Source organism: Streptomyces nigra, assembly GCF_003074055.1.
GTDB lineage: Bacteria > Actinomycetota > Actinomycetes > Streptomycetales > Streptomycetaceae > Streptomyces > Streptomyces nigra.
Genome location: NZ_CP029043.1, coordinates 1,659,180 through 1,685,648 on the forward strand (window position 1 = coordinate 1,659,180; position 26,469 = coordinate 1,685,648).

29 protein-coding genes and 1 tRNA gene are annotated in these 26,469 nt (G+C 71.7%); 8 read left to right on the top strand and 22 right to left on the bottom strand.

Annotation, left to right across the window (positions count from 1 at the left end; genetic code table 11):
• Positions 1 to 399 precede the first annotated feature (399 nt).
• Entirely contained in the window at positions 400 to 1,833 is a 1,434-nt protein-coding gene (locus DC008_RS07735; RefSeq protein ID WP_108706308.1) for a hypothetical protein, read from the bottom strand.
• A gap of 282 nt (positions 1,834 to 2,115) precedes the next feature.
• Here DC008_RS07735 and DC008_RS07740 point away from each other — a divergent pair, with 282 nt between their 5' ends.
• Complete coding sequence (locus DC008_RS07740) at positions 2,116 to 3,942, top strand: endonuclease/exonuclease/phosphatase family protein (RefSeq protein WP_108706309.1); 1,827 nt, start codon at positions 2,116 to 2,118, stop codon at positions 3,940 to 3,942.
• Positions 3,943 to 3,955: 13 nt separating this feature from the next.
• Here the strand turns inward: DC008_RS07740 and DC008_RS07745 are convergent, their stop codons facing one another.
• The 3 genes from DC008_RS07745 to DC008_RS07755 form a co-directional block, all read right to left on the bottom strand.
• The gene (locus tag DC008_RS07745; RefSeq protein ID WP_108706310.1) at positions 3,956 to 4,699 is read right to left on the bottom strand and encodes an SRPBCC family protein; all 744 of its coding nucleotides are present in this window, start codon (positions 4,697 to 4,699) and stop codon (positions 3,956 to 3,958) included.
• Positions 4,700 to 4,715: 16 nt separating this feature from the next.
• A complete protein-coding gene (locus DC008_RS07750) occupies positions 4,716 to 5,348 on the bottom strand; it encodes an ArsR/SmtB family transcription factor (RefSeq protein ID WP_108706311.1) in 633 nt (210 codons plus the stop codon).
• 73 nt (positions 5,349 to 5,421) lie between these two features.
• Complete coding sequence (locus DC008_RS07755) at positions 5,422 to 6,123, bottom strand: antibiotic biosynthesis monooxygenase family protein (RefSeq protein ID WP_108710600.1); 702 nt, start codon at positions 6,121 to 6,123, stop codon at positions 5,422 to 5,424.
• A 196-nt stretch (positions 6,124 to 6,319) separates the two neighbouring features.
• On the opposite strand from DC008_RS07755, the gene dapA reads away from it, so the two are divergent.
• Positions 6,320 to 7,222 carry a 4-hydroxy-tetrahydrodipicolinate synthase gene (gene dapA / locus DC008_RS07760; RefSeq protein ID WP_108706312.1) on the top strand — a complete coding sequence of 301 codons (903 nt, stop codon included), beginning with the start codon at positions 6,320 to 6,322 and terminating at the stop codon, positions 7,220 to 7,222.
• A gap of 1 nt (position 7,223) precedes the next feature.
• Here dapA and DC008_RS07765 read toward each other — a convergent pair whose 3' ends face one another.
• From DC008_RS07765 to DC008_RS07780, 4 genes are all read right to left on the bottom strand, one after another.
• Positions 7,224 to 8,465 carry a hypothetical protein gene (locus DC008_RS07765; RefSeq protein ID WP_108706313.1) on the bottom strand — a complete coding sequence of 414 codons (1,242 nt, stop codon included), beginning with the start codon at positions 8,463 to 8,465 and terminating at the stop codon, positions 7,224 to 7,226.
• Positions 8,466 to 9,038, bottom strand: a complete 573-nt coding sequence (locus DC008_RS07770; RefSeq protein ID WP_108706314.1) for a SigE family RNA polymerase sigma factor — start codon at positions 9,036 to 9,038, stop codon at positions 8,466 to 8,468.
• Between the two features lie 135 nt (positions 9,039 to 9,173).
• On the bottom strand, positions 9,174 to 9,407 hold the full coding sequence (locus DC008_RS07775) for a hypothetical protein (RefSeq protein WP_108706315.1): 234 nt from the start codon (positions 9,405 to 9,407) through the stop codon (positions 9,174 to 9,176).
• Between the two features lie 129 nt (positions 9,408 to 9,536).
• Complete coding sequence (locus tag DC008_RS07780) at positions 9,537 to 9,818, bottom strand: ABC transporter permease (protein WP_108706316.1); 282 nt, start codon at positions 9,816 to 9,818, stop codon at positions 9,537 to 9,539.
• Positions 9,819 to 9,905: 87 nt separating this feature from the next.
• Here DC008_RS07780 and DC008_RS07785 point away from each other — a divergent pair.
• Positions 9,906 to 9,980 (top strand) — tRNA-Trp (locus DC008_RS07785).
• 194 nt (positions 9,981 to 10,174) lie between these two features.
• Here DC008_RS07785 and dapD read toward each other — a convergent pair.
• The 4 genes from dapD to DC008_RS07805 all read right to left on the bottom strand — a co-directional run bounded on the left by dapD (position 10,175) and on the right by DC008_RS07805 (position 13,062).
• Positions 10,175 to 11,164, bottom strand: coding sequence for a 2,3,4,5-tetrahydropyridine-2,6-dicarboxylate N-succinyltransferase (gene dapD, locus DC008_RS07790; protein WP_055621438.1), 990 nt, complete (start codon positions 11,162 to 11,164; stop codon positions 10,175 to 10,177).
• Between the two features lie 137 nt (positions 11,165 to 11,301).
• A complete protein-coding gene (locus DC008_RS07795) occupies positions 11,302 to 11,838 on the bottom strand; it encodes a TetR/AcrR family transcriptional regulator (protein WP_108706317.1) in 537 nt (178 codons plus the stop codon).
• The gene (locus DC008_RS07800) at positions 11,838 to 12,158 is read right to left on the bottom strand and encodes a DMT family transporter (protein WP_108706318.1); all 321 of its coding nucleotides are present in this window, start codon (positions 12,156 to 12,158) and stop codon (positions 11,838 to 11,840) included. The genes DC008_RS07795 and DC008_RS07800 overlap by 1 nt, the downstream gene beginning before the upstream one ends.
• Before the next feature lie 40 nt (positions 12,159 to 12,198).
• Positions 12,199 to 13,062, bottom strand: coding sequence for an endo alpha-1,4 polygalactosaminidase (locus DC008_RS07805; protein ID WP_108706319.1), 864 nt, complete (start codon positions 13,060 to 13,062; stop codon positions 12,199 to 12,201).
• 228 nt (positions 13,063 to 13,290) lie between these two features.
• Here DC008_RS07805 and DC008_RS07810 point away from each other — a divergent pair, with 228 nt between their 5' ends.
• Positions 13,291 to 14,097, top strand: a complete 807-nt coding sequence (locus tag DC008_RS07810) for an AbfB domain-containing protein (RefSeq protein ID WP_108706320.1) — start codon at positions 13,291 to 13,293, stop codon at positions 14,095 to 14,097.
• A 67-nt stretch (positions 14,098 to 14,164) separates the two neighbouring features.
• Here the strand turns inward: DC008_RS07810 and DC008_RS07815 are convergent, their stop codons facing one another.
• From DC008_RS07815 to DC008_RS07850, 8 genes are all read right to left on the bottom strand, one after another.
• Complete coding sequence (locus DC008_RS07815; protein WP_108706321.1) at positions 14,165 to 14,497, bottom strand: metal-sulfur cluster assembly factor; 333 nt, start codon at positions 14,495 to 14,497, stop codon at positions 14,165 to 14,167.
• Entirely contained in the window at positions 14,494 to 14,961 is a 468-nt protein-coding gene (gene sufU / locus DC008_RS07820; RefSeq protein ID WP_108706322.1) for a Fe-S cluster assembly sulfur transfer protein SufU, read from the bottom strand. Before sufU ends, DC008_RS07815 begins: the two co-directional genes overlap by 4 nt.
• Positions 14,962 to 14,982: 21 nt before the next feature.
• Positions 14,983 to 16,239, bottom strand: a complete 1,257-nt coding sequence (locus DC008_RS07825; RefSeq protein WP_108706323.1) for a cysteine desulfurase — start codon at positions 16,237 to 16,239, stop codon at positions 14,983 to 14,985.
• The gene (gene sufC / locus DC008_RS07830; RefSeq protein ID WP_055621446.1) at positions 16,236 to 17,000 is read right to left on the bottom strand and encodes a Fe-S cluster assembly ATPase SufC; all 765 of its coding nucleotides are present in this window, start codon (positions 16,998 to 17,000) and stop codon (positions 16,236 to 16,238) included. Before sufC ends, DC008_RS07825 begins: the two co-directional genes overlap by 4 nt.
• Before the next feature lie 7 nt (positions 17,001 to 17,007).
• Entirely contained in the window at positions 17,008 to 17,337 is a 330-nt protein-coding gene (locus DC008_RS07835; protein ID WP_055621447.1) for a non-heme iron oxygenase ferredoxin subunit, read from the bottom strand.
• Entirely contained in the window at positions 17,334 to 18,518 is a 1,185-nt protein-coding gene (gene sufD / locus DC008_RS07840; protein ID WP_108706324.1) for a Fe-S cluster assembly protein SufD, read from the bottom strand. Before sufD ends, DC008_RS07835 begins: the two co-directional genes overlap by 4 nt.
• 86 nt (positions 18,519 to 18,604) lie before the next feature.
• Positions 18,605 to 20,026, bottom strand: a complete 1,422-nt coding sequence (sufB, locus tag DC008_RS07845) for a Fe-S cluster assembly protein SufB (protein ID WP_055621449.1) — start codon at positions 20,024 to 20,026, stop codon at positions 18,605 to 18,607.
• Positions 20,023 to 20,775: a helix-turn-helix transcriptional regulator gene (locus tag DC008_RS07850; protein ID WP_108706325.1), complete on the bottom strand. Its 753-nt coding sequence runs from the start codon at positions 20,773 to 20,775 to the stop codon at positions 20,023 to 20,025. Before DC008_RS07850 ends, sufB begins: the two co-directional genes overlap by 4 nt.
• 161 nt (positions 20,776 to 20,936) lie before the next feature.
• Between DC008_RS07850 and DC008_RS07855 the strand changes: the two genes are divergently transcribed.
• The 4 genes from DC008_RS07855 (at position 20,937) to DC008_RS07870 (ending at position 24,579) form a co-directional block, all read left to right on the top strand.
• Entirely contained in the window at positions 20,937 to 21,734 is a 798-nt protein-coding gene (locus DC008_RS07855; protein WP_108706326.1) for an AAC(3) family N-acetyltransferase, read from the top strand.
• Positions 21,735 to 21,802: 68 nt separating this feature from the next.
• Entirely contained in the window at positions 21,803 to 22,726 is a 924-nt protein-coding gene (locus tag DC008_RS07860) for an ABC transporter ATP-binding protein (RefSeq protein ID WP_108706327.1), read from the top strand.
• Positions 22,723 to 23,499 carry an ABC transporter permease gene (locus DC008_RS07865; protein ID WP_108706328.1) on the top strand — a complete coding sequence of 259 codons (777 nt, stop codon included), beginning with the start codon at positions 22,723 to 22,725 and terminating at the stop codon, positions 23,497 to 23,499. Before DC008_RS07860 ends, DC008_RS07865 begins: the two co-directional genes overlap by 4 nt.
• Positions 23,500 to 23,556: 57 nt before the next feature.
• Positions 23,557 to 24,579, top strand: coding sequence for a COX15/CtaA family protein (locus DC008_RS07870; RefSeq protein ID WP_108706329.1), 1,023 nt, complete (start codon positions 23,557 to 23,559; stop codon positions 24,577 to 24,579).
• Here DC008_RS07870 and DC008_RS07875 read toward each other — a convergent pair.
• Entirely contained in the window at positions 24,534 to 25,277 is a 744-nt protein-coding gene (locus DC008_RS07875; protein WP_108710601.1) for a nucleotidyltransferase domain-containing protein, read from the bottom strand. The genes DC008_RS07870 and DC008_RS07875 overlap by 46 nt on opposite strands.
• A 41-nt stretch (positions 25,278 to 25,318) precedes the next feature.
• Entirely contained in the window at positions 25,319 to 26,425 is a 1,107-nt protein-coding gene (locus DC008_RS07880) for an amidohydrolase family protein (RefSeq protein WP_108706330.1), read from the bottom strand.
• Positions 26,426 to 26,469 lie beyond the last annotated feature (44 nt).

The following is a 26,469-nucleotide window of genomic DNA, read 5'->3' on the forward strand; positions in this document are numbered from 1 at the left end:
GCCGATGACGGGATTCGAACCCGCACGGGGGATGTCCCCCACCAGTTCCCCGAAGTATCCGCCGCCTGCGCACCGGGCACCCACCATGAGCTGCGCCTCCCGAGATCGAGTTGGCCGCGGTCGGGATTCTTTGGAAGAGAAGTAACCGCGGCCGGCGCACCGGGAGGTGCGTGAAGTTGTGGTGTCCAGAGATCGAAGTCGGCGGAACCGACGTAGGTGCTCTGACCCCTGAGCTACACCGGCGCGTTGTGCCGGCGGCGGGACTCGAACCCGCGACCGCCCCATTATCAGTGGAAGTAGGTCCTGCCTTCGCACCTGGACGTTCATCACTGTAAGGAGTGGCCGCGGGAGAGGGCGAGCGAATTAATCGCGGCGCCATCATCTCCCAAAGGAGAGTGATCAACTCCCGTGCTGCGAGCGTGCCTTGAAAGCCGCCTTACGGGCCTCCTTGGCCACCTTCTTGTCCGGGTGAAGCCGGCCCATCGCCTCCAGGACGTCCGCCGTGGCCGGGTGCCCGACCCGCCACACCTTGTCGAAGAAGCCGCTGTGCTGGGCGGCCAGGCCCTCCACCAGCGCCCGCAGTTCCTCGGAGTTCCCCTCGGCCGCCAGCTGGGCCGCGAGGGTGTCGATGGTCAGCCAGAACACCAGCTCCTGGGTGGGCGGCGGGACGTCGGCGAAGCCCGCCTCGGACAGCCAGACCCGGGCCAGCCCGCCCAGTTCGGCGTCGTCGAGGACCTCCCGCAGCGCGGGCTCCGCCTCGGCGCCGACCAGCGACAGCGCCTGCTGGCAGCGCAGCCGGCGCAGCGGCGCCCCCTCGTCCAGGCCCTTGGCGGCGGACAGCAGCTCCCGGGCGGCGGGGAGCGGGTCACGGCGGGCCAGCCACTGCTCGGTCTCGGCCTGCGCGGCGCTCTGCGGATAGCCGGCGGTGCCGTCGAGGAGCGTCTCGGCACCCTTGTCCGCGAGGTCGCCGACGGCGGGCGCGTCGAAGCCGGCCTCCAGGAAGCGGGCCCGCAGCCCGTACAGCCCGAGCGGGGTGAGCCGGACCATGCCGTAGCGCGAGACGTCGGTGTCGTCGACGCCGGCCGCGGGCTCCTCGGCGCCGTCGGCGTCCGCGAGCAGCGCCTCGTCGACCGGCTGGTACGCGACGAGACCTGCCGGCTCCAGGGCCCGGAACTGGTCGTCCAGCCGCATCATGGCGTCGGACACCTGCTCCAGCACGTCGTTGGTGGGTTCGCTCATGTCGCTGGGCACGATCACGGACGCGGCGAGGGCCGGCAGCGGCACCGGGCCGCCCTGGGGGCCGTCCTCGCTGACGGTGAGCAGGTACAGGTTGCCGAGGACACCGTCGAGGAACTCCGCCTCGCCTTCCGGGTCCCAGTCGAGGGAGGACAGGTCGACCTCTCCCCCGGCCTCCATGGCGTCGACCAGGTCGTCGAGGTCGGGCACGCCGGCGTCGGCGAGCGCCGTCTCCAGTGCGGCGAGCCACACCGCGAGGACGTCCTGCGGGGCGCCCCGGGTCAGCAGGTCCAGATCGGCGCCCGCGGTGACCGTGCCGGCCTCCTCGTCGACGACCTCGACCAGTCCGGTGTCGACGGCCACCCGCCAGGCCTCGCTCGTGTGCGCGGCGGCGTCGTCGCCGGTGAGCCCGAGCACCTCGGCGGCGGCGGGCAGTTGCTCGTCGACGAGGCCGCCGCCCGCGTCGACCCGGGTGTCCGGGCCGGCCCAGCGGGCCAGCCGGGCGGCACGGGAGAGCAACGGCGTGGACAGCGCGTCCCGCGCCAGCTCCGCTTCGGGGTGCAGCCGTACCGGCGGCAGGGGGGAGCTGTCTGACATCGGCTGGTTCTCCTAGGACTTGCGCGGCCGTACCCGTCGGGGTTCAGCCGCTCAGCCTAGACGGATATCCACCCATGCCGCCCGGTTCATCTCCCCGCAGGGCGGCGTACATGGCCGAAACCTTGACAAGTGACATGACCACCAACGAGATTACGCGCGTAGAAATTTGGCGGACATCTGTTCACTGGATTTCTACGCGCGTCGTCGCACCGCCGGTCGCGCCTCCAGCGTTGCCCGCACCACCCTCGTCCCGGCGCCCACGCATGTCCCCGGAGGGATCCCTTGCCGAGCAAGAAGTCCGCGCGTCTCGCCGCGCTCACCGTCGCCGCCGTCTGTTCCGCGGCGTCCACCGTCGCCCTCACCGCTCCCGCCCACGCGGACACCGCCGCCATCCACGACATCCAGGGCTCCACGCGCATATCCCCGTACGCCGGCCGGCAGGTCACCGATGTGGCCGGAATCGTCACCGGTGTGCGCGGCTACGGCTCCTCCAGAGGCTTCTGGATGCAGGACCCGAATCCCGACGCCGACCCGGCCACCAGTGAGGGCGTGTTCGTCTTCACCAGCTCCACCCCGAAGGTCGCCGTCGGCGACTCGGTCCTGGTGGCGGGCACGGTCACCGAGTTCGTGCCCGGCGGCGCCTCCTCCGGCAACCAGTCGGTCACCGAGATCACCCGCCCCACCGTGACCGTCGTCTCCAGCGGCAACGCGGTCCCGGCCGCCCGGGTCGTCGACGCGAAGTCGGTGCCGGCCGCCTACAGCCCGGCCGGCGACAGCGCCGCGGGCGGTTCCATCAACGGCCTCACCCTGCGGCCCGCCGAGTACGCCCTGGACTTCTACGAGTCCCTGGAGGGCGAGAACGTCCAGGTCGCCGACACCCGCGTGGTCGGCGCCACCGACCCGTACACCGAACTGTGGGTGACGGTGAAGCCGAGGGAGAACGCCTCCCGCCGCGGCGTCACGGTCTACGGCTCCTACGACGCGCAGAACACGGGCCGGCTGCAGATCCAGTCCCTGGGCAAGCCCGCCGACTTCCCCGCCGCGAACGTCGGCGACGTCCTCACGGGCACGACGTCCGGCCCCCTGGACTACAACCAGTACGGCGGCTACACCCTGGTCGCCAACGAGATCGGCACGCTGAAGAGTGCCGGTCTGGCCAAGGAGACCACGCGCCGGCAGGCCCGCACGGAGCTCGCGGTCGCCACGTACAACGTGGAGAACCTCGACCCGTCCGACGCCACGTTCGCCGCGCACGCCTCCGCGATCGTGAACAACCTGCGCTCGCCCGACATCGTGTCGCTGGAGGAGATCCAGGACGACAACGGCGCGACGAACGACGGGACGGTCTCCGCCGGTCAGACGCTGGCGAAGCTGGCGGACGCGATCGTCGCCGCGGGCGGCCCCCGCTACGACTGGCGCTCGATCGACCCGGTGGACGGCGCCGACGGCGGCGAGCCGGGCGGCAACATCCGCCAGGCGTTCCTGTTCAACCCGGAGCGGGTCTCCTTCACCGACCGCGCGGGCGGCGACGCGACCACGCCCGCCGGTGTCACGAAGGTGCGCGGCAAGGCCGCCCTGACGGTCTCCCCCGGCCGGATCGACCCGGCGAACGCGGCCTTCGCGAACAGCCGCAAGCCGCTGGCCGGCGAGTTCGTCTTCCGGGGCAAGACCGTCTTCGTGATCGCCAACCACCTCAACTCCAAGGGCGGCGACCAAGGTCTGACCTCGCAGTACCAGCCGCCGTCCCGGAGCTCCGAGGTCCAGCGCCATGCGCAGGCCGCGGCGGTCCACGGCTTCGTCGAGGACGTCCTGAAGACGCAGAAGAACGCGGACGTGATCGCCCTCGGCGACATCAACGACTTCGAGTTCTCCGGCACCGCCAAGATCCTCGAGGACGACGGCGTGCTCTGGTCGGCGATCAAGTCGCTGCCGAGGAGCGAGCGCTACTCGTACGTCTACCAGGGCAACGCCCAGACGCTGGACCAGATCCTGGTCAGCCCCTCGATCCGGCGCGGCTGCGACTTCGAGTACGACAGCGTGCACATCAACGCCGAGTTCAACGACCAGATCAGCGACCACGACCCGCAGGTACTGCGGTTCCGTCCGTAGTCTCCCGTCGTGATCAGGGCTGGCTGAACACGCCGTTCAGCCAGCCCTTCCACGTCTCCTCGTCCGCGGCGGCGTCGGCGCCCGGCGCGAAGTCGTGCACGGACATGCCGACGACATGGCCCCAGTGGTTGCGGCCGAAGAAGCGCAGCAGCGCGTCGTCCGTGCGCAGCCCCAGGAAGTACGGGTCGCGGTAGTCGACGACGGCGTCGGTCACCTGCCCGCCGGGACCGGTGACCCGCACCCGCGCGCCCCCGGCCGTGTCGTCGGCGAGGCCCAGGGCGTGGCCCACGATGACGAGGGCGTCCGGCGCCTTGGCCGCCTCGGGCCCGTCGAACGCGGCGAAGGCGGTGACCGGCCGGCCCCGGAAGACCGTGAGGTACTGGCGCAGGGTGTGCAGATAGAAGTCGGTGTGGCGGCTCGCGCCGTCGTACTGGTTGTCCCAGTCGTCGACGAAGATCCCGCTGTGCACATAGCGCACCCAGGCGCGGCGGCCGTCGTCGCGCGGCTCGACGGTGTAGTCGAGCTGGTTGAGGGTCTGCTCGGAGATCCCCTCGACGTCCTCGACGCGGTTGGTGTAGCGGTGCGGCGGGTCCCAGACGGTCACCTCGGAGCCGAACGGCCCCTTGCCGCCCGTACGGGGCTCGGGCGGCTCCATCGGCCAGAGCCAGCCGCCGGTGCCGGCGGTCACGGCCTCCCACACCTCCTCGGGCGTGGCGTCGACCTCGAACTCGCGGGCGATCTCGAATTCCTTCGGCATGACGTTCTCCTGGGTGCTACGGGGTCGGTTCCGGGCCGGACACGGGCGCGGGCCCGTCGGCCCCGGTGGGCTTGAGCGTGGGATGCAGGGCCACGACGATCCGGTGGTCGCGGCCGCTCTCGGCGCCGGGCGCGTCGTACTTCCGGATCAGCGCGCTCACTCCGGCGGTCAGTTCCTCGACGAAAGCCGCCCGGTCGGCCGCCGAGGCGAAGCGGACCTCGCCGTCCAGCGCGTAGGTGGCCCGCCGCTTGCGGGCCTTGGCGGCCCCGGTGATGAGCGAGCCGACGTCCCGGACGAGCCGGGCGCCGAGCGCCAGCAGCCAGCGGGCGGAGAGCTGGTCGCGGAAGCGGTCCGGGTCGGGCTGTACGGACGCCAGCGCGAGCGGGGAGATCACGTACGACGCGGCGGTCGCGCGCATCAGCCGCTCGGTGACGTTGCCCTTGCGGCGCTCCCCGGCCAGCTCGACCAGGCCGTGCCGCTCCAGGGCCTTCAGGTGGTAGTTCACCTTCTGGCGGGGCAGGTCGACCTTTCCGGCCAGCATGGCGGCCGAGGCGGGCCCGGCCGCCAGCTCGGCGAGCAGCCTGGCCCGGATGGGGTCCAGACAGACGGCTGCGGCCTCGGGGTCCTCGATCACGGTGACGTCCAGCATGCGTCCACCGTCTCACCGAAAATTTTTTTTGTCCAGGCGACCCGATTTTTCGGTGAGACGGCCCCCGGCAGGCTCAGCCGGGGATGAGGCCGAGCGCATGGTCGTACCGGCTGACGGTGCTGCCCTTGAGCCCCGGCCAGGTCTGCACACGCCGCCACAGCCCGGTCGCCGAGCCGATCCCGTCGCCGGGCGCGGCCAGCGCGTCGACATGGGCCTGGGCGGTCTCCCACTCGGCGTAGTTGAGGACCCGGGTGCCGTCGATGGAGAGGTGGAAGTGGGCGGAGACGCCCCCGGGGTGCGGGCGCGGCTCGGCCTCCAGTGCCTCGGCGACGGCGTCCACCCAGGCCCGCCGACGGTCCGGGTCGGGCCCCTCGAACTCGATGTCGACGATCACGACACAGCCGGGCACCCGGGTGTCGCCCGGCCGGACCAGGCTGCGGTAGTGCCGGAAGTGCCCGAGCCCGAGGCGCTCGATCCCGGGGACGGCGGTGTCGATCTCGTCGACCCGCTCCTGACGGTGCGCCTTGACGAAGGCGTCGTAGTCCTGCGGGCTCCGCCACTGCGAGTAGTGCAGCAGGGTGGAGGCGTCGTGCCCGGTGTAGACGTGGTACCCGAGCAGTCCCCCGGCGGGCCAGGGCCGCCGCTCCCACGCCCCGGCGATCGCCTCGACGGCCTCCTTCTGCCGCAGCGGTGTCCCCACCCGCCAGGTGCTGAAGAGGGCGGCGCCGAGGTCGGGACGGGCGGGGTCGGGCTGGTTCTCGGTACGGCGGGTCATGACGGCCTCCGGGTGGTCGTGTACGCGGGCGGTCACCCGCGGACACCACCTTTCGACCTCAAGTTTGATCGAGGTCAAGTGCGGCCGACGACTGGCCAGTTGGACAGGCCCTTCGACGACCCATCAGCACTGCTTACCAATATCTCGTAGACAAATTAAGTGGAGCTACACGATCGCGCCTGCCGACACTACTTCCATGACGACTGCCGACACCCTCGCCGCCGCGCCCTTCGGCCGCGCCCTGTGCGCGATGGTCACCCCGTTCACGGCGGAGCGCGCGCTCGACCTCGACGGCGCCCAGCGTCTCGCGGGGCGGCTGGTGGACGAGGGGTGCGAGGGGCTGGTGCTGTCAGGGACGACCGGCGAGTCGCCGACGACCTCCGACGCCGAGAAGGCGGACCTCATCCGGGCGGTACGGCAGGCCGTGGGCGACCGTGCCTCGATCGTCGCGGGTGTCGGCACCGCCGACACCCGCCACACGGTCGAACTGGCCCTGTCCGCCGAGAAGGCGGGCGCCGACGGTCTGCTGGTGGTCGCCCCCTACTACAGCCGGCCCCCGCAGGACGCCGTGGAGGCGCACTTCCGCGAGGTCGCCGACGCGGCGGGACTGCCGCTCGTCCTCTACGACATCCCCGGCCGCACCGGCACCCGCATCGAACCGGAGACGATGCTGCGGCTCGCCGGGCACCCGAGGATCGTGGCGGTGAAGGACTGCTCGTACGACTTCCTGGGCGCCCAGAAGGTCATCGGCCGCACGGGACTGGCGTACTACGCCGGTTGCGACGAGCACATCCTCGCCCTCCGTGCCGTGGGCGGCACCGGCTATGTCAGTACGGTCGCCAATGTGATCCCGCGTCATCTGCGGTCGGTGCTGGACGCGTTCGAGGCGGGCGACACCCCCGTGTCCGCCCGCCTCCAGCAACGCGCCATCCCGCTCATCGAGCTGATGATGAGCGCCGGACTGCCCGGAGCCGTCACCGCCAAGGCCCTGCTCGGCGCCCTCGGCCTGCCCGGCGGCCCGGTCCGCGCACCGCTGCGGTCCGCCGGCCGGGAGGCGACCGACGGACTGCTGGCGGCGTACGAGGAGCTGACCCGGTAGCTCACCGGCGGGCGAACACCGGTTCCCAGCCCTGCTGTTGCACGTCCTTGTCGGGTTCACGGACGCCGCTGAGGGGGACGACCTTGTCGCTGCCCAGGGTGACCAGGACCAGCCGGGGCCGGTACGGCTCGTCCAGCCCGGTCACCCGCTCCCAGGCGATGAGCCGCTTGTCGTCGGCCCAGGCGAGGAGTTGGGCGCCGCGCACCTTGGCGATCTCCTTGCCGGTGCGGGGGTCGAGGATCGAGGAGTAGCTCCGGCCCGGGGAGCCGTCGAGCTCCCTGGAGAGCCCGAGGGCGGCGAGCCGGCCGTCCGGGGACAGCCGCGCGGGGACGTCCGAGCGCAGATGCTTCTCCCCGGCCGGGGCGGCGGCCTTCTCGCCGTCGAAGGAGTAGAACCGCTGGAGTCCGTCACGGTCGCCGATGTACTGCCCGTACACCAGGTCGCCGGACCGGCTGAACGCGAAGTCCTGACGGGCGTTGATGTCGTTCCCGGGCGGGACGGCGCTCCAGCCGTAGGAGCCCGTCTCCCGCCCGATGTCGAGGACGTAGAAGCCGGACCGGCTCGACCGGCCGTACGCGGAGGTCCACTCCCACACCGGCCCGTCGGGACCGTTCACCTTCTCCTTGGTCCGCAGGTCGGGGTTCTCTTTGTACGTCGTCGCCACGAGCCTGCTCCCGTCGTGGCTGAACGCGAGGCCGCCGACGCCGTGCTGGACCGGGATCCAGCGTTCGACGCGGCCCGACGCCAGGTCGAGCAGGCCGATCCGGTGGGCGGGCAGCCCCCGCTCCAGCACGGCGGCCGTCTTCAGTCCGGGCGCGACGGCGACGTACGACCAGCGGGTGTCCTTCCTGTACGTGCCGGTCTCTTTGTCGAGCAGCCAGTAGGTGCGCTCCATGCTGCCCCGCTTCGCGGACTCGGTGCGCAGCTCGGTGGTGTAGTGGGCGGCGAGCACCGTCTCGCCGGCGCCGATCGCCTGGCGCGGCGGCGACTGGTCCGGGTGGGCCTGGACGCCGTCCTGCCGCAGGCCGACGGCGGGGCGGGTGTCCGGCTCGCCGCCGCCGAGCAGGGGCACGGCGACCGCGATGCCGACCACGGCCGCGGTGGCCGCCGCGACGGAGGCGATCCGGCGGGTGCGGCGGCGCCGGCGGGCCGTGAGCACCCGGTCGGCGAAGCCCGCGTCGACGGGCGGCTGTTCGCCGGCCTGCTCGCGCAGGGAGTGGCGTACCAGGTCCTCGACGTTCACTTAACGCACCTCCATCGGGGAGAAGTCGCGGGACGGCGCCGGCCGGGCGCCGGGCGTGCCGGGCGCCTCGGGGCCGAGGGCGCGGAGCTCGGGGGCGAGGGCGCGCAGCCGGGCGAGCGAGCGGTGGGTGGTGGACCGTACCGTGCCGACCGAGCAGCCGAGGATGCGGGCCACGTCGGCCTCGGGCAGGTCCTCGAAGTAGCGCAGCACCAGGACGGTGCGCTGGCGCGGGGTGAGCCGGGCGAGCGCGCCGCGCATCAGCAGCCGCAGTTCGGCGGCTGCCGAGGTGTCGTCCGGGCCGCTCCCGTGCTCCGGGGGCTCGGCGACGGTGAGTTCGCGCCGGCGCCACTTCAGCCGCCAGCGGCTGATCTGCTGCCGGTACAGGATCTGCCGTACGTACGCCTCGGGTTCGTCGATGCGCTGCCAGCGGCCGGCGGCCTTGATCAGGGCGTTCTGCAGGAGGTCCTCGGCGGCGTGCCGGTCGCCGCCGCTCAGCAGCACCGCGGTCCTCAGCAGCGCGGACGATCTGCTCGCCACGAACTCCCGGAAGCCGTCCTCAGCTTCGGCATCCATCGTCACCTTCTCTTCCCCCCGGACGGACCGGACGTCCGCCCCTCCTGCTCCCTGTGACGCGCGCGGACCCCCGCCGCTATGCCACCCGGCGAAAAAAAGGGGAGGGCCGAAGCCCTCCCCCTCCATCAGCCCGGCTCAGCTCCAGGTGTAGCCGTCGCCCACGAGCAGGAAGTGCTCCAGCACATCCTCCATGGGGTCGTCGACCTGCCCGGTGTTGACCAGCCCGATCCGGGGCCCGTTGTGCGCCCCGTGGTTGCTCTCGTCGGCGTGGGCGTTCCCCGCGGCCAGCCCGCACACGGCGCCCGCGGCCAGCAGTCCCGCTCCGAGCCGCGGCAGCCCGCGCCCCGTCCTCCTCCGTGCCGTCCTCAAACCTCGGCCCTCATCTCATCGGTTCGGCGTCTGATCGGACCCTGTGTCCACCCGTTCATCTGCCTGCCCCGGCCGAAGGTCACGCGAAGTACCTCGTTCGTGCACGTCAGAGGGGCGATGAGAGGGGTCTCAGGCCGAGCGGAGCGCCCCGGTGGGTGACATCCGGCCCGCCCGCAGCGCGGGGTACAGACCGGCCACGGTCCCGGCCAGCACGGACACCGCAGGGCCGGCCACGATCCACGCCGGCGGCACGATGGCGGGCCACTCCTGCACGGCCGCGTACCCCAACACCGCCACGACGCCCGGCGCGGCGCCGGCCGGTCCGCCGAACAGCCCGAGCAGCACCGCCTCGATGAGGAACTGCAGGGTGTTCTGCCCCCGGCGGGCCCCCCGCGCCCACCGGAGGCCCACCCTCGCCGCGCCGTTCCATGCTTCGTTTGCCGCCGGACCCCTTCATGCCCCGTAGCGGCCGGCCTGGCCGTAGGCTCCCTGTAGGGCGAGGCCGTAGCGCAGTGGTCGTCGCGCGCGGTCTCCAAAACCGCGAGGACGCCGGTTCGAATCCGGCCGGTTTCGCCCGTGCCGCTCACCCGCCGCCGACCGTCACCGGAACCGGGGGCCGGTGGACCGAGCCCGTGAGCGCCCTCCCGGGCTCGGCTTGGGGCCGTGGAAGGGCGCTCAGCGATGACCGACGTCGACGGGTGCCGTCAACTCGGCCGCAGGGCAGGGTGTTGATCGATTCGGCGGCCGAAAGGCACGGCCGCCCGTGGTCAGTTGTGGCTGTGCAGGACCTCGTTCAGGCCGCCCCACACCGCGTTGTTCGGGCGGGCCTCGACCGTGCCCGTGACCGAGTTGCGGCGGAAGAGGATGTTGGAGGCGCCGGAGAGTTCGCGGGCCTTGACGATCTGGCCGTCGGGCATCGTCACGCGGGTGCCCGCCGTGACGTACAGGCCGGCCTCGACCACGCACTCGTCGCCCAGCGCGATGCCCACGCCCGCCTCGGCGCCGATCAGGCAGCGCTCGCCGATGGAGATGATGACGTTGCCGCCGCCGGACAGGGTGCCCATCGTGGAGGCGCCGCCGCCGATGTCCGAGCCGTCGCCCACGACGACGCCCGCGGAGATACGGCCCTCGACCATCGACGTGCCGAGCGTGCCGGCGTTGAAGTTGACGAAGCCCTCGTGCATGACCGTCGTGCCCTCGGCGAGGTGTGCGCCCAGCCGGACCCGGTCGGCGTCGGCGATGCGCACGCCCTTGGGGGCCACGTAGTCCGTCATCCGCGGGAACTTGTCGATCGAGGTCACCTGGAGGTGCAGGCCCTCGGCGCGGGCGTTCAGGCGGACCTTCTCGACGTCGTCCACGGCGACCGGGCCGAGGGACGTCCACGCCACGTTGGCGAGGAAGCCGAACTGTCCGTCCAGGCTCAGGCCGTGCGGCTTGACCAGGCGGTGGGAGAGCAGGTGCAGGCGCAGGTAGACGTCGTGCGCGTCGATGGGCTTCTCGTCGAGCGAGGCGATGACCGTGCGGACCGCGACGACCTCGACACCGCGCCGGGCGTCCGGGCCGATCGCCTTGGCGGCGCCCTCACCGAGCAGTTCCACGGCCTTCTCGGCGGACAGCCGCTCGCTGCCGGAGGGGCCGGGCTCGGCGACGAGTTCGGGCGCGGGGAACCAGGTGTCCAGAACGGTGCCGTCGGCGGCGATCGTGGCGAGGCCGGCGGCCACGGCGCCGGTGGTGCGAGGAGCAGTCGTGTCGGTCATGAGGGAAACCTAACCGGCGCGGGGCCACGCGGGCCAACCGGCCTCCGCGGCGTCTCAGCGTACGGGCCGGACGTGCGGCCGGACGGCGGCTCCGGACGGGCCTCGCACCGACTCCCCCGCGGCCCCGCCGCCCTCGTTCAGCGCAGCACCCGGCCCAGTACCTCGCGCGCGTACTCCTCGTCGTACGGCACCTCCGTGAGCAGTACCTGCAGGCAGATCCCGTCCATCAGCGCCACCAGCGCCCGTGCCGTGACCGGGTCCGTGTGGCGGGCCAGCAGGGCGGCCAGGGCACCGGCCCACTCGGCGGCGACCGGGCGCAGGGCGGGCCGGCGCAGCGCGGCGAGGTACAGCTCGTACTCCAGCTCCACGCCGGTGCGGTCGCCCGCCAGCCACTCGCCCATCCAGCCGGCGAGCTCGGCGGCCAGGTCGGTCCCCGGGTCCTCCAGACCGCCGCGCGAGGCGATCACCTTGGCGAACCCCTCGTTGGCCTGGCGCAACGCGGCCACGAGGAGATCGTCGAGGGTCTTGAAGTGGTACGTCGTGGAGCCGAGCGGCACATCCGCCTCCGCCGCCACCGTGCGATGACTCAGCCCGCCGATGCCGTGCGCGCCGACCACCCGGATCGCCGCGTCGATGATCCGCTGACGCCGTTCGGGGTCGTAGCGCCGGGCCATCAGTGCGCACCGCCCAGGTTGAGCACGACGACGCCGACGATGATCAGCGCGATACCGGCGGCCTTGACGGCGGTCATCCCCTCCCCCAGGAACAGCACGCCGATGGTGGCGATGGTGGCCGTGCCGACGCCGGCCCAGATCGCGTAGGCCGTCCCGACGGAGACGGTCTTCAGGGTCTGCGCGAGCAGCGTGAAGGAGATCAGGTAGCCGAGGGCGGTCAGCACGGAGGGCAGCAGCCTGCTGAAGCCTTCGCTGTACTTCATGGCGGTGGTGGCGGCCACCTCGGCCGCGATGGCTCCGGCGAGCAGCAGGTATCCCATGTGTACGAGCGTACACATCAGCCGGCACCGGTACAGCGGCTCAGCAGGTACGGCGCCGGTAGCCCGACTCCCCCCGCGCCACCACGTCCAGGTCCCGCAGCACCACGGACACCCGGTCGCCCCAGTCCTCGCAAGCCGCGTCGAAGCCGTCCTTCCGGTACTCGATGTCGAAGACCCGGCCGTCGTAGGCGTCCGCGTACACATCGCACTCGTCGTACTGCCCGCACTCCTCCGCCACCGCGAAGTCGAAGCCGATCCGGCGGCCCCGGTCGGCCAGTTCGGCGGCGTTCTTCTGGCCGATCGCGAGCCCGGCGGCGTGCGCCCGGGCGGCGATCAGCTTGCCGAAGGCCACGTTGTCGGCGGCGGTCAGCAGCCCCTCGGAGCGCTCGTGCGAGTCGAGGTTGTCCGCCTCCACGGCGTCGAAGCCGGCCTTCGCGCAGCCGTCGATCCACTCGCCCACGATCCGCGCGAGCCGCCCGCGCTTGCCCGACGTGGAGATGTCCAGGACGAGCTCGTCCCAGTCACGGTCGACGACCGGGTCGCCGTCGGCGTCGCGCAGCACCAGGTCCGGGTGGTGCTCGTGCCACCAGTCGTCGGTCTCCGGCTGGGCCTGGAAGGCGTTGACGTAGCAGATGTTGTAGACGCCCTCCGCCGGTTCCGACGTACGGTCGCGGGACACCGCGCGCACCCCGGCCGGGGGCCGGTAGGGACCGCCGATCTGGTAGTCGAAGGCGAGTCCGGGCTCGGGTGCCCGCACCGCCCGGGGCACGGCACCGTCCGACTCATCGCCGGAGCCGCCGGAGCCGCCGGAACCGGTGCAGCCGGTCACGGCCGCCCCGAGCGTGCCGCACAGGACCACGGCCGCCGTCAGCCGTCGCAGGGCACGGGGGACGCGCTGGAACATGGGCGGGGCACTCCTGTCGTCACGGCGGATGATCTCCCGCCATCTTGCCGTGCGGAGGACGGGGGACGGGCCGGTACCGGGCCGTCGATCACCTTTCGGCCGCCGGTATACGCAACTTGCATGCCATTCAAGGGACTTGAGCCGCCGTATCCACTAGTGTTCCAGCGTTCACCTACCTGATCCGCACAGCCGCCGCCGTCGCCGTTGGACGCCGCTGGAGGAACACCCATGCCCGACCACACATCCAGGTCACCCCAGGACCGGCCGGTCTGGGAGGACGGATGGGCGCCGGACACGTCCCGGGCGCCGGGGACGCGCCGCCTGTGGCTGGCCGGTGGGCTGGCCGTGGCGACGGTCGTCGCGTGTGCCACGGCGCTGACCGTGTCGGGTAAGGACAGCGACGGGGCGCCGGCGGCGGCCACTCCCTCGCCCGTCGACGTGAGCCTGCCCGGTCTGATCTCGTTCGCCACGCCCTCGCAGACCCCTCCCGAAGGGGACAGCGGCATGGCGGCGGGGCAGGAGAAGACGCCGACGCCCACACCGGAGGAGTCCACCAAGTCGCCCACGGCGTCCCCTTCGGCCTCGGAGGAGACCACCTCCCGGCCGCCTGCCCAGGGCGTCTGGCGCTCCGTCCGCGCCGTCAACTACCCCGACCGGCAGTGGCGTGTGAGCGGCGGATCGGTGCGGCTCGACCCCGTCGGCTCCGGGCAGCGCGGCGACATCGCCTTCCGGCTGGTCGCGGGGCTGGGCGACGCCTCCTGCCACTCCTTCGCCACCGCCGACGGCCGCTATCTCCGCCACCGTGACTTCCTGCTGCGCGCGGACCGCGACGACGGCTCCGCCCTGTTCCGTCAGGACGCCACCTTCTGCCCGCGCCGCTCGCCGTACTCCGGCGCGGTCATGCTGGAGTCCGTGAACCATCCCGGCCGGTTCCTGCGCCACCGGGACTTCCGGCTGCGGCTGGACCCCTACCAGCGGGAGGGACTGTTCCTGGCGGACTCGGCGTTCCGGCTGGTCGACGCACCCGCCCCATGAGCCCCCGGACACACCTGTGGCCCCCGGCTCGAAAGCCAGGGGCCACAGGCAGGTCAAAGCCAGAACCTCAGACGTTGAACCCAAGCGCACGCAGCTGCTCACGCCCATCGTCCGTGATCTTGTCCGGCCCCCACGGCGGCATCCACACCCAGTTGATGCGCAGCTCGCTGACGAGGCCGTCCGTGGCGGACTTGGCCTGGTCCTCGATGACATCCGTCAGCGGGCAGGCCGCCGAGGTCAGGGTCATGTCGACGGTCGCGATGTTCGCCTCGTCGACGTGGATGCCGTAGATCAGGCCGAGGTTGACGACGTCGATGCCCAGCTCGGGGTCGACGACGTCCATCAGGGCCTCGCGAAGCTCCTCCTCCGAGGCCGGCTTCATCTCCACGGTGTCACTCATGCCGTCTTCCTTTCGGCGTCGGCTCCGCCCAGCGCCTGGGCCGTCGCGTCCTTCCACGCCATCCAGCTGAGGAGGGCGCACTTGACCCGGGCCGGGTACTTGGAGACCCCGGCGAACGCGACCGCGTCCTCCAGGACCTCCTCCATGGCGTCGTCGGGTTCGATCTTCCCCTTGGACTGCATCAGCTCCAGGAAGGTCTCCTGGATCGTCCGCGCGTCGGAGAGGTCCTTGCCGACGAGGAGCTCGTTCAGTACGGACGCGCTCGCCTGGCTGATCGAGCAGCCCTGGCCCTCGTACGAGACGTCCTGGATCGTCGTGCCGTCGTACTTCACACGCAGGGTGATCTCGTCGCCGCACGTCGGGTTCACATGGTGCACCTCGGCGTCGCCATCCCTCAGACCACGCCCGTGCGGGTTCTTGTAGTGGTCCAGGATGACTTCCTGGTACATCGAGTCCAGCTTCATGCGATCGCTCGTCCCGTCCCGTCAGCCGAAGAAGTTCCGTACGTGCTCCAGGCCGTCCACCAGAGCGTCGATCTCGGCCGGCGTGGAGTACAGATAGAACGACGCTCGCGTGGTCGCAGGAATTCCGTAGCGCAGGCAGACGGGGCGGGCGCAGTGGTGTCCGACCCGGACCGCGATGCCCTGCTCGTCGAGGACCTGGCCCACGTCGTGCGGGTGGATGTCGCCCAGCGTGAAGGAGATCGCGGCGCCGCGGTCCTCGGCCGTGGTGGGGCCGATGATCCGCAGGTCGGGGACCTCCAGCAGGCGCTTCACCGCGTACTCGGTGAGGGCCTGCTCATGGGCGAGGATCTTGTCCATGCCGATCGAGTCGAGGTAGTCGATCGCCGCGCCCAGACCGATGGCCTGCGAGATCGGCGGGGTGCCGGCCTCGAACTTGTGCGGGGCGGGGGCGTACGTCGACGAGTGCATCGACACGGTCTCGATCATCTCGCCGCCGCCGAGGAACGGGGGCAGGTCCTCCAGCAGCTCCTGGCGGCCCCACAGGACGCCGATGCCGGTCGGGCCGCACATCTTGTGGCCGGTGAAGGCCACGAAGTCGGCCTGGAGGGACTGCACGTCCAGCGGCATGTGCGGCGCGGCCTGCGAGGCGTCGATGCAGACCAGGGCACCGACCTCCTGCGCGCGGCGCACGATGGCCTCGACCGGGTTGTGGGTGCCGAGGATGTTCGACACCAGCACGAAGGAGACGATCTTCGTCTTCTCCGTGATCACCTGGTCGATGTTCGACAGGTCGAGACGGCCGTCGTCGGTGAGGCCGAACCACTTCAGCTTCGCGCCCGTGCGCTGCGCGAGCAGCTGCCACGGCACGATGTTGGAGTGGTGCTCCATCTCCGTGATGACGATCTCGGTGTCGGCGTCCACGCGGTAGGGCTCGTCGGCCCAGCCCAGCATGTTCGCCACGAGGTTGAGCGATTCGGAGGCGTTCTTGGTGAAGATCACCTCGTCGCGCGAGGGCGCGTTGATGAACTCCGCGACCTTGTCCCGCGCGCCCTCGTACAGTGCCGTGGCCTCCTCGGCGAGGACGTGCACTCCACGGTGGACGTTGGCGTTGTGCTGCTCGTAGTACTCGGAGAGCACGTCGAGGACCTGGCGCGGCGTCTGCGAGGTCGCCGCGTTGTCCAGGTACACGAGCTTCCTGCCGTCGTGCAGGACGCGGTCCAGGATCGGGAAGTCCTTGCGCAGCGCCTCGGTGTCGAGGAGGCCCGGCAGCTGTGTCACGCGGATGCGCCACCCTTCACGTACTTGTCGTAGCCCTCGGCCTCCAGCTGGTCCGCGAGCTCGGCGCCGCCGGACTCGGCGATACGGCCGTTCGCGAACACGTGCACGTGGTCGGGCTTGATGTAGCGCAGGATGCGCGTGTAGTGGGTGATGAGGAGGGTGCCGACCTCACCGGTCTCACGGACGCGGTTGACGCCCTCGGAGACGACGCGCAGTGCGTCGACGTCCAGGCCGGAGTCGGTCTCGTCGAGGATGGCGACCTTCGGCTTGAGCAGCTCGAGCTGAAGGATCTCGTGGCGCTTCTTCTCACCACCGGAGAAGCCCTCGTTGACGTTGCGCTCGGCGAAGGCGGGGTCCATGTTGAGGCGCTCCATGGCCTCCTTGACCTCCTTCACCCAGGTGCGCAGCTTGGGGGCCTCGCCGCGCACCGCCGTGGCGGAGGTGCGCAGGAAGTTGGAGACGGAGACGCCGGGGACCTCGACCGGGTACTGCATGGCGAGGAACAGGCCGGCGCGGGCCCGCTCGTCGACGGACATCTCCAGGACGTCCTCGCCGTCGAGGGTGACGGAGCCGGACGTGATGGTGTACTTCGGGTGACCCGCGAGGGAGTAGGCGAGCGTCGACTTGCCCGAGCCGTTGGGGCCCATGATGGCGTGCGTCTCGCCCTGCTTCACGGTGAGGTCGACACCCTTGAGGATTTCCTTCGTGCCGTTCTCGACCTCGACGGTGACGTGCAGGTCTCGGATTTCAAGCGTAGCCATGGGTGCCTCAGGACTCCTGGGTGAGGGAGACGAGCACGTCGTCCCCTTCGATCTTTACGGGGTATACGGGGACAGGGCGCGTCGCGGGAAGGCCGGACGGCTTGCCGGTGCGGAGGTCGAACGCGGAGCCGTGCAGCCAGCACTCGATCTGGCAGTCCTCCACCTCGCCCTCGGAGAGCGAGACGTTCGCGTGGGAGCAGATGTCGTGGATGGCGAACACCTCTCCCTCGGTACGGACGACCGAGACCGGCGTGCCGTCGAGTTCCACCCGCTTGGGGGTGTCCTCCTCCAGCTCGCTCAGCGCGCAGACGCGTACGAACGCCGGTGTGTCAGTCATCCGACCGACGCCTCCAGCTCCGTCTCGATCTTGGCGAGCAGGCGCTCCTCGATGTCGTCGACGCCGATCTGCTGGACGAGCTCGGCGAAGAAGCCGCGGACGACGAGGCGGCGGGCCTCGTGCTCCGGGATACCGCGGGCCATCAGGTAGAACAGCTGCTCGTCGTCGAAGCGGCCGGTCGCGGAGGCGTGGCCGGCGCCGACGATCTCACCGGTCTCGATCTCCAGGTTCGGCACGGAGTCGACACGGGCGCCGTCGGTCAGAACCAGGTTGCGGTTCATCTCGTAGGTGTCGGTGCCCTCGGCCTTGGCCTCGATGAGGACGTCGCCGATCCAGACGGCGTGCGCGTCCTCGCCCTGCAGCGCGCCCTTGTAGACGACGTTGGACTTGCAGTGCGGGGTGTTGTGGGTGACCAGGAGGCGGTGCTCCTGGTGCTGCCCGGCGTCGGTGAAGTACAGGCCGAACAGCTCGGCCTCGCCGCCGGGGCCGGCGTACTCGACGCGCGGGTTCAGCCGGACGACGTCGCCGCCGAAGGTGACGACGACCGACTTGAAGGAGGCGTCGCGGCCCACGAGGGCGTTGTGCTGGGCGACGTGCACGGCCTTGTCGTCCCAGTCCTGGACGGAGACGACGGTCAGCTTGGCGCCGTCACCGAGGACGAAGTCGACGTTGGCGGCGAGCACGGCGTCACCGGTGTGGTCGATGACGACGACGGCCTCGGCGAACGCGCCCAGTTCGATGAGCTGGTGGCCGTAGCGGACCCCGCCCTCGCCGTGCACGGCGATGCGGATGGGCTCGGTGAGCACCGTCTCCTTGGGGACGGTGACCACGCCGGCCTGCTCGAAGGCGGAGTACGCCTGGGCGGCGACGCGGTCCACGGGGGTGCCGGCCTTCCCGAGGCGGGCGTCGTCACGGCCGACGGTCTCGACGACGACGCCGTCGGGCGCCGTCACGGTGACCTTGACGCCTTCGCCGGTCGCGACGGCGGTGCCGTCGTGCAGGCCGCGCAGGCGCTCCAGCGGGGTGAACCGCCACTCCTCCTCGCGGCCGTGCGGGACGGGGAAGTCCGCCACGTCGAAGGACGGGGGCGCGCTCATGCGCGAGACGACGGTCGACTCCGCGGCCACCGCGATCGAGCCGGCGGTGGTGCTGCCCACCGGGATGTTCTGGGCCTCAGCCATGGCTGTCGGTCTGCTCTCTTCCTACGTTTACGATCTTCGGCCCGCCGCGGGGGCGGGCCGCCTGCTGCCGGAGCGGAGGGCGGGTGCTAGCCGACCGCGCCTTCCATCTGCAGCTCGATCAGCCGGTTGAGCTCCAGGGCGTACTCCATCGGCAGCTCCTTGGCGATCGGCTCGACGAAGCCGCGCACGATCATCGCCATCGCCTCGTCCTCGCTCAGACCGCGGCTCATCAGGTAGAAGAGCTGGTCCTCGGAGACCTTGGAGACGGTCGCCTCGTGGCCCATGGAGACGTCGTCCTCGCGGACGTCGACGTACGGGTAGGTGTCCGACCGCGAGATCGTGTCGACGAGCAGAGCGTCACAGAGCACGTTGGACTTCGCACCCGGGGCGCCCTCGCCGATCTCGATCAGACCGCGGTAGGAGGTGCGGCCGCCGCCGCGCGCCACCGACTTGGAGACGATGTTGGAGGACGTGTTCGGGGCCATGTGGACCATCTTGGCGCCGGCGTCCTGGTGCTGGCCCGCGCCCGCGAAGGCGATGGACAGGGTCTCGCCCTTGGCGTGCTCGCCCATCAGGTAGACGGCCGGGTACTTCATCGTCACCTTGGAGCCGATGTTGCCGTCGATCCACTCCATGGTGGCGCCCTCGTAGGCGACGGCGCGCTTGGTGACCAGGTTGTAGACGTTGTTCGACCAGTTCTGGATGGTCGTGTAGCGGCAGCGCGCGTTCTTCTTGACGATGATCTCGACGACCGCGGAGTGCAGCGAGTCCGACTTGTAGATCGGGGCGGTGCAGCCCTCGACGTAGTGCACGTAGGCACCCTCGTCGACGATGATCAGGGTCCGCTCGAACTGGCCCATGTTCTCGGTGTTGATCCGGAAGTAGGCCTGGAGCGGGATCTCGACGTGCACGCCCTTCGGCACGTAGATGAAGGAGCCGCCCGACCACACGGCGGTGTTCAGCGCGGCGAACTTGTTGTCACCGGCCGGGATGACGGTGCCGAAGTACTCCTTGAAGAGCTCCGGGTGCTCCTTCAGGGCGGTGTCGGTGTCGAGGAAGATGACGCCCTGCTCCTCCAGGTCCTCGCGGATCTGGTGGTAGACGACCTCCGACTCGTACTGGGCGGCGACACCGGCGACGAGGCGCTGCTTCTCGGCCTCCGGGATGCCCAGCTTGTCGTAGGTGTTCTTGATGTCCTCGGGGAGCTCCTCCCAGGACGCCGCCTGCTTCTCCGTGGAGCGCACGAAGTACTTGATGTTGTCGAAGTCGATGCCCGACAGGTCCGAGCCCCAGTTCGGCATGGGCTTCTTCTCGAAGAGCTTCAGACCCTTGAGGCGCAGCTTCGTCATCCACTCCGGCTCCGACTTCTTGCCGGAGATGTCGCGGACGACGTCCTCGTTCAGGCCGCGCTTCGCTGCGGCACCGGCCTCGTCGGAGTCGGCCCAGCCGTATTCGTACGTGCCCAGGCCCTCGAGCTCAGGGTGGGCAGTCTCCGTGGGGAGAGTCATGCGGGGTTCCTCCCGGCCGTGCTTGCAGATGCGTGGTGAGTGGTGTGGGAAATCCTGGGGATGAACGTCGTGCAGACGCCGTCGCCGTGCGCGATGGTCGCCAGTCGCTGGACGTGCGTCCCGAGCAGCTCGGCGAAGATCTCCGTCTCCGCCTCGCACAGCTGCGGGAACTGCTCCGCGACATGGGCGACCGGGCAGTGGTGCTGGCAGAGCTGCTCGCCCTGCTGCGGGTGAGGCGCACTGCGCGCCGCCGCAGCGTACCCGTCGGCGCTGAGGGCCTTGGCGAGGGCCTCGGTGCGCTCGTCGGGTGCGGCCGCCTCGACGGCCTCACGGTAGGCGCGCGCCTGGGCCTCGATGCGGGCGCGGGCGAAGGCGGCGACCGCCTCGCTTCCGCCCTCGCGCTCGGCGATCCACTTCAGGGCGTCCACCGCGAGCTTGTCGTAGGACTGGTCGAAGGCGTCGCGGCCGCAGTCGGTGAGCGCGAAGACCTTGGCGGGGCGTCCGCGCGTGCGCGTGCCGTAGACCCGCTGTTCCCGGGCCGCCACGACGTCGTCGGCGACCAGCGCGTCGAGATGCCTGCGCACGGCGGCCTGGGTGAGACCCAGCCGGCCGGCCAGCTCGGCGACGGTCGACGGCCCGTGGTCCAGGATGGATCGCGCGACCCGGTTGCGCGTCGAGCGCTCACCGGTCGCGAGTTCCTCCTGAGGGGACCCCGTGGGGGTCTCCCGAGCCTCGCCGACGTTTTTCACAACGCCATTGTTGCGTAATTCCTCGAACCCAGGCAAGCGGCCCCCGTCCGCGATGACGGTGCCCTACGTCACTTAGGTAAACCTAATGTGACCTGCGGAAACGATCTTTGATCGATCAAACCGGTGGCATCCGGCGACCTGGTCGGGGACACTCCGGGACCATGGCGACACCCCCTCCGACCGGCCCTCTTGTCACCCGCGGCACCCTCGCGGCCCAGCTGCGCGAGCTCGGCGTCCGGGAGGGTGACACCCTCCTCCTGCACTCCTCGCTGCGCGCCCTCGGATGGGTCTGCGGAGGCCCCGTGACGGTTGTTCAAGGCCTGCTGGACGCCCTCGGCCCGGACGGCACCGTGGTGGTCCCGACCCAGACCGGCGACCTCTCCGACCCGGCCGTCTGGCAGAACCCGCCGGTGCCCGAGGAGTGGTGGGAGACCGTCCGGGCGACCATGCCCGTCTACGACCCCCGGATCACGCCCTCACGCGGCGTGGGCGTCGTCCCGGAGACCGTGCGGACCTGGCCCGGCGCCACCCGCAGCGCCCACCCGCAGACCTCGTTCGCCGCCCTCGGCTCCCGCGCGCGGGAGATCACCGACGGACACGCGACCGACTGCCGGCTCGGCGAGCGCAGCCCGCTGGCCCGGCTGGAGGCGCTGCACGCGCGCGTGCTGCTGCTCGGCGCCGGTTACGACACCTGCACCGCCTTCCACCTGGCCGAGTACCGGATCCCCTCCCCGCTGGTGCGGGTGGGACGGCCGGGGCCCGAGGGGTGGGAGGTGGTCACCGAGGTGTCGATCACCTCGGAGCGCTTCGACGAGCTGGGGCACGACTTCGAACGGGACCGCCCGGTCCTGCGCGGAAGGGTCGGCGGGGCCGACGCGCGCCTGTTCCCGCTGGCCGACGCCGTGGCCTACGCGGTGCCGTGGCTGGAGACGCACCGCCCCCGCGCCGTGGAGCTGTGAGGCCGCCGGACGGGGAGATGCGCACCCGGCCGTTCGGGGGACCCGCGCTCTCCCTAGACTCTTGAGCCATGCGAAACGAGCCCGTGGTCCAGGTCCACGCCCTGGTGAAGCGGTACGGCGGGAAAACCGCGGTGGACGGTCTCGACCTGGTGGCCCGGGCGGGCGTCACAGCCGTGCTCGGCCCGAACGGCGCGGGCAAGACGACGACGGTCGAGACCTGCGAGGGCTACCGCAGACCGGACTCCGGCACGGTGCGCGTCCTCGGCCTCGACCCGGTGCGGGAGTCCGCCGCGCTGAGGCCCCGGATCGGCGTGATGCTCCAGTCCGGCGGCGTCTACTCGGGCGCCCGCGCGGACGAGATGCTGCGCCATGTCGCCAAGCTGCACGCCCACCCGCTGGACGTGGACGCGCTGATCGAGCGGCTGGGGCTCGGGAGCTGCGGCCGGACCTCCTACCGCCGGCTGTCCGGCGGCCAGCAGCAGCGCCTCGCGCTCGCCATGGCCGTCGTCGGGCGACCCGAGCTGGTCTTCCTCGACGAGCCCACCGCCGGACTCGACCCGCAGGCCCGCCGCGCCACCTGGGACCTGGTCCGGGACCTGCGCGCCGACGGCGTCTCGGTGATCCTCACCACGCACTACATGGACGAGGCCGAACAGCTCTCGGACGACGTCGCCATCATCGACGCGGGCCGGGTCATCGCCCAGGGCTCCCCCGAGGAGCTGTGCCGCGGCGGCGCCGAGAACACCCTGCGCTTCACCGGCCGCCCCGGCCTCGACGTGGGCTCCCTGCTCAAGGCGCTGCCCGCCGACTGCACGGCCGCCGAGCTGACGCCCGGCTCCTACCGGGTCGGCGGCAAGGTCGACCCACAACTGCTCGCCACGGTGACGTCCTGGTGCGCGCAGCACGGCGTGATGCCGGACCGGATCTCGGTGGAGCGGCACACCCTGGAGGACGTCTTCCTGGAGCTGACCGGCAAGGAGCTGCGCTCATGACCACCACGAGCACCGGGACGTACGCCCCGAAGCCGGGCGCGGCCCCGCTCCCCCGCATGATCGCGGCCCAGGCGGCGCTGGAGACGAAGATGCTCCTGCGCAACGGCGAGCAACTGCTGCTCACCGTGGTGATCCCCACCCTGCTGCTGGTCCTCTTCAGCTCCGTCGACATCGTGGACACGGGTGAGGGGAAGGCCGTCGACTTCCTCGCCCCCGGCATCCTGGCGCTCGCCGTCATGTCGACGGCGTTCACCGGGCAGGCCATCGCCACGGGCTTCGAGCGCCGGTACGGCGTCCTGAAGCGGCTGGCGTCCTCACCGCTGCCGCGCTGGGGCCTGATGACCGCCAAAACGCTGTCGGTGCTGGTCACCGAGGTGCTGCAGATCGTCCTGCTGACGCTGATCGCCTTCGCGCTCGGCTGGTCGCCGCACGGCAACCCGGCGGCCGTGCTCCTGCTGCTGGTCCTCGGGACGGCCGCGTTCTCCGGGCTCGGACTGCTGATGGCGGGGACGCTCAAGGCGGAGGCCACGCTGGCCGCGGCCAACCTGGTCTTCCTGCTGCTGCTGGTCGGCGGCGGGGTGATCGTGCCGCTGGACAAGTTCCCCGACGCGGCCCAGGACGTCCTCGCCCTGCTGCCCGTCTCCGCGCTCTCCGACGGGCTGCGGGACGTGCTCCAGCACGGCTCCGCGATGCCCTGGGGCGACGCGGGGATCCTGGCCGTATGGGCGGTCGTGGGCCTGGCGGCGGCCGGCCGGTTCTTCCGCTGGGAGTAGCGCGCGGCCCGCGCCGGGCGCCCCCCTCGTGAAAGCGTGCACAAGCGGCGGCCTACGATGGTGCGCGTGCAGAACCTGACCCGCGCCGACGCCCAGGCCGCCGTGCGCAACCCGCTCGCCTTCATCGCCGCCCGCTGGACCCCGGATCCGAGGACCGTCCGGCGCGCGGCGCTCGCCGCGCTCGTGATGTCGGTGATCATCGTGGTCACCGGCGGGGCCGTCCGGCTCACCGGCTCCGGGCTCGGCTGCCCGACCTGGCCGAAGTGCACGGCCGACTCGCTCACCAACACCCGCGAGATGGGCCTGCACGGCGCGATCGAGTTCGGCAACCGCATGCTGACGTACGTGCTGTGCGCGGCGGTCGGCTGGGCGATCATCGCCGCCCGCTCGACGAAGCCGTACCGGCGGGGCCTGACCCGGCTGGGCTGGGCCCAGTTCTGGATCGTGATGAGCAACGCCGTGCTCGGCGGCATCGTCGTGCTCGTCGGCCTGAACCCGTACACCGTCGCGGCCCACTTCGTGGCGTCGTCGGCGCTCATCGCGGTCGCCGCGGTGATGTGGCAGCGCACCCGTGAGGGGGACGCGACCCCGCGTCCGCTGGTCGGTAAGGCCATCCAGCAGCTCGTGTGGTTCCTGGTGGCCGCGTCGGTGCTGCTGATCGTGGCGGGCACCGTGGTGACCGGTGCGGGGCCGCACGCGGGCGACTCCAGCGAGGTCGCGCGGATGCCGGTCGACTGGGAGACCGTGACCAAGCTGCACGCCGTGCTGGCCTGGATCGTGGTGACGCTGACCTTCGCGCTCTGGTTCGTCCTCAAGGCCGTCGACGCCCCGAAGGGCCCGCTGGACCGCACCCGCGACCTGTTCCTGGTCCTCCTCGCGCAGGGCGTCATCGGCTACGTCCAGTACTTCACGGACCTGCCCGAGGTGCTGGTCGGCCTGCACATGCTGGGCTCGGCCCTGGTGTGGATCGCGGTGCTGCGGGTGCTGCTGGCGCTGCGCGAGCGGCCGGAGACGTCCGTCCCCGACCTGCCCGCTCAGCCGTACGACGCCACCAGCGCGTCGATCGCCGGCCCCAGGTAGGCCCGCGTCAGCGCGGCCCTGCGCGCCGCCCACACGTCGGACGCCGGCGCGGCCGTGCCGTAGCGCCGGCCGTGGACGTCCGCGACGACCTCGGCGGGCGCCCCCAGCCCGGGCAGCAGCTCCAGCGCCTCCCGTTTGGAGATCAGACGTCCCTCGCGCGCGGTGACGCTCGCCCGCGCGAACGTGATCAGGCCCAGGTCGACCCAGACCTCCCGGGTCCACCGCCGGGCGTCGGCCAGGGCGGGCCGCCAGAAGTCCCGCTGGTCGGCGACGACGAACGCGGCGAGCTCGTGGTCCGGCACCGGCGGCAGCAGGGCGGCGGGCGCCTCGCCTCGCAGCACGCGCCCGAAGACATGCAGCTCCCGCCGGGTCACCGGGGTGACCGGCCGCCGGAACAGCTCCTCGTGCGCCCAGGTCGGATGGCGCCTCGCCGGGTCGTCCAGGGTGTCCGGCGTGAGGTAGGAGCAGTGCAGCAGCGGGGCGAGCGGCGCGGTCCGCAGCCGGGCGTGCAGGGTCGCGAGGCGCCAGAGGGTGCGCGGGGCGAGCGGGCCGGGCAGGACGGCGATCAGGTCCAGATCGCTGCGGCCCTCCTGGTAGTCGCCGCCGGCCAGCGAGCCGTGCGCCCAGACGGCGACGGGTTCCAGCGGTCCGAGGGCGGTCAGAAAGCGGTCGAGCAGGGCATCGGTCGGGGTCGGCATCCCGTCAGTCTGGTCCGGGGTGTGGGGGCCGTACAGCCCGCTCACTGGAGGCCGTAGACCCGCCGGGCGTTCCCCGACGACACCATCTCCGCCACGCGCTGCGCGTCCGCCGGGGACCACGCGCCTTCCGCGACCCAGGCGCCGAGCACCCTGGCGAGGGACTCGCGGAACAGCTGTGCCCCGACGACATGCAGCTCGGGCAGGCCCTGGGCGCCGCTGGAGAAGAGGATCTTGCCGAACGGGGCGAGCTCCAGGATCTCGGCGAGGATCGTGGCCGCGCGGGCGCCGGTGCGCACCAGGGCGGCGCCGGAGTCGGCGTAGACGTGCGGGAAGACACCGGCGAGATGGGCGGCGTGCCGGTGGTACGGGTAGCCGTGCAGCAGGACCAGGTCGGTGCCGAGGCCGGCGGTGGCGCGGACGAAGTCGGTGAGCAGGACCGGGTCGGTGCGGTCGATGCGCAGGCCCGGCTGGCCCAGTCCGGCGTGCAGCTGGAGGGGCCGCCCGGACGCCACCGCGATCCACAGCAGATGCCGTAGCAGCACCGGGTCGGTCAGCTCGCCGCCGACGCCTCGGTCGGCGAGCCAGCGCCCGGCCGCGCCCCGCACCTCCCCCGGCCCCGGCGGCTCGGGGGCCAGCGCGAGGCCGTGGCGCACACCGGCGACCGAGGTGAAGGCGACGGCGTGCGCGGCGGCGGCGTGCACCGACTCGGCGAGGTTGGCGAGGAAGGACTCGACGGTGCCGGAGGTGTCGGCGACCTGTTCGGCGAGGAGTTCGAGGCGGACGATCTCATGGGCCTCGGCGGAGGCGGCGGAGGCCATCTCCGGGGGGCCGGTGAGGTCGCCGGGCAGGCCGGTGTCGACCAGATAGGTGGTGATGCCGCTGCCCCGCAGCAGCCGGCGGCCGGCCTCCCACACGCCGAGTTCGCGGCGCCGGGCCAGATAGCGGGCGGGCGGGCAGTGCGGCTCCAGACCGAGCAGCGGGGGGCACCAGCGCCGCACGGCGAATCCGGTCTGGGTGTCGAAGAGCGTGGTGCCGGGGGCCGGCGGTCCCTCGGTGCGGGCGAGCTGGGCCTCGAAGGTGCCGAGGCCCAGTTCCGCTCTCAGTACGCCGTGGCAGTACTGGTCCACGAGGGACGGCGTGTCGATCATCCGGGCTCCCCGTGGCTTGGACGTGGCGTGCTCTACACGTCCTA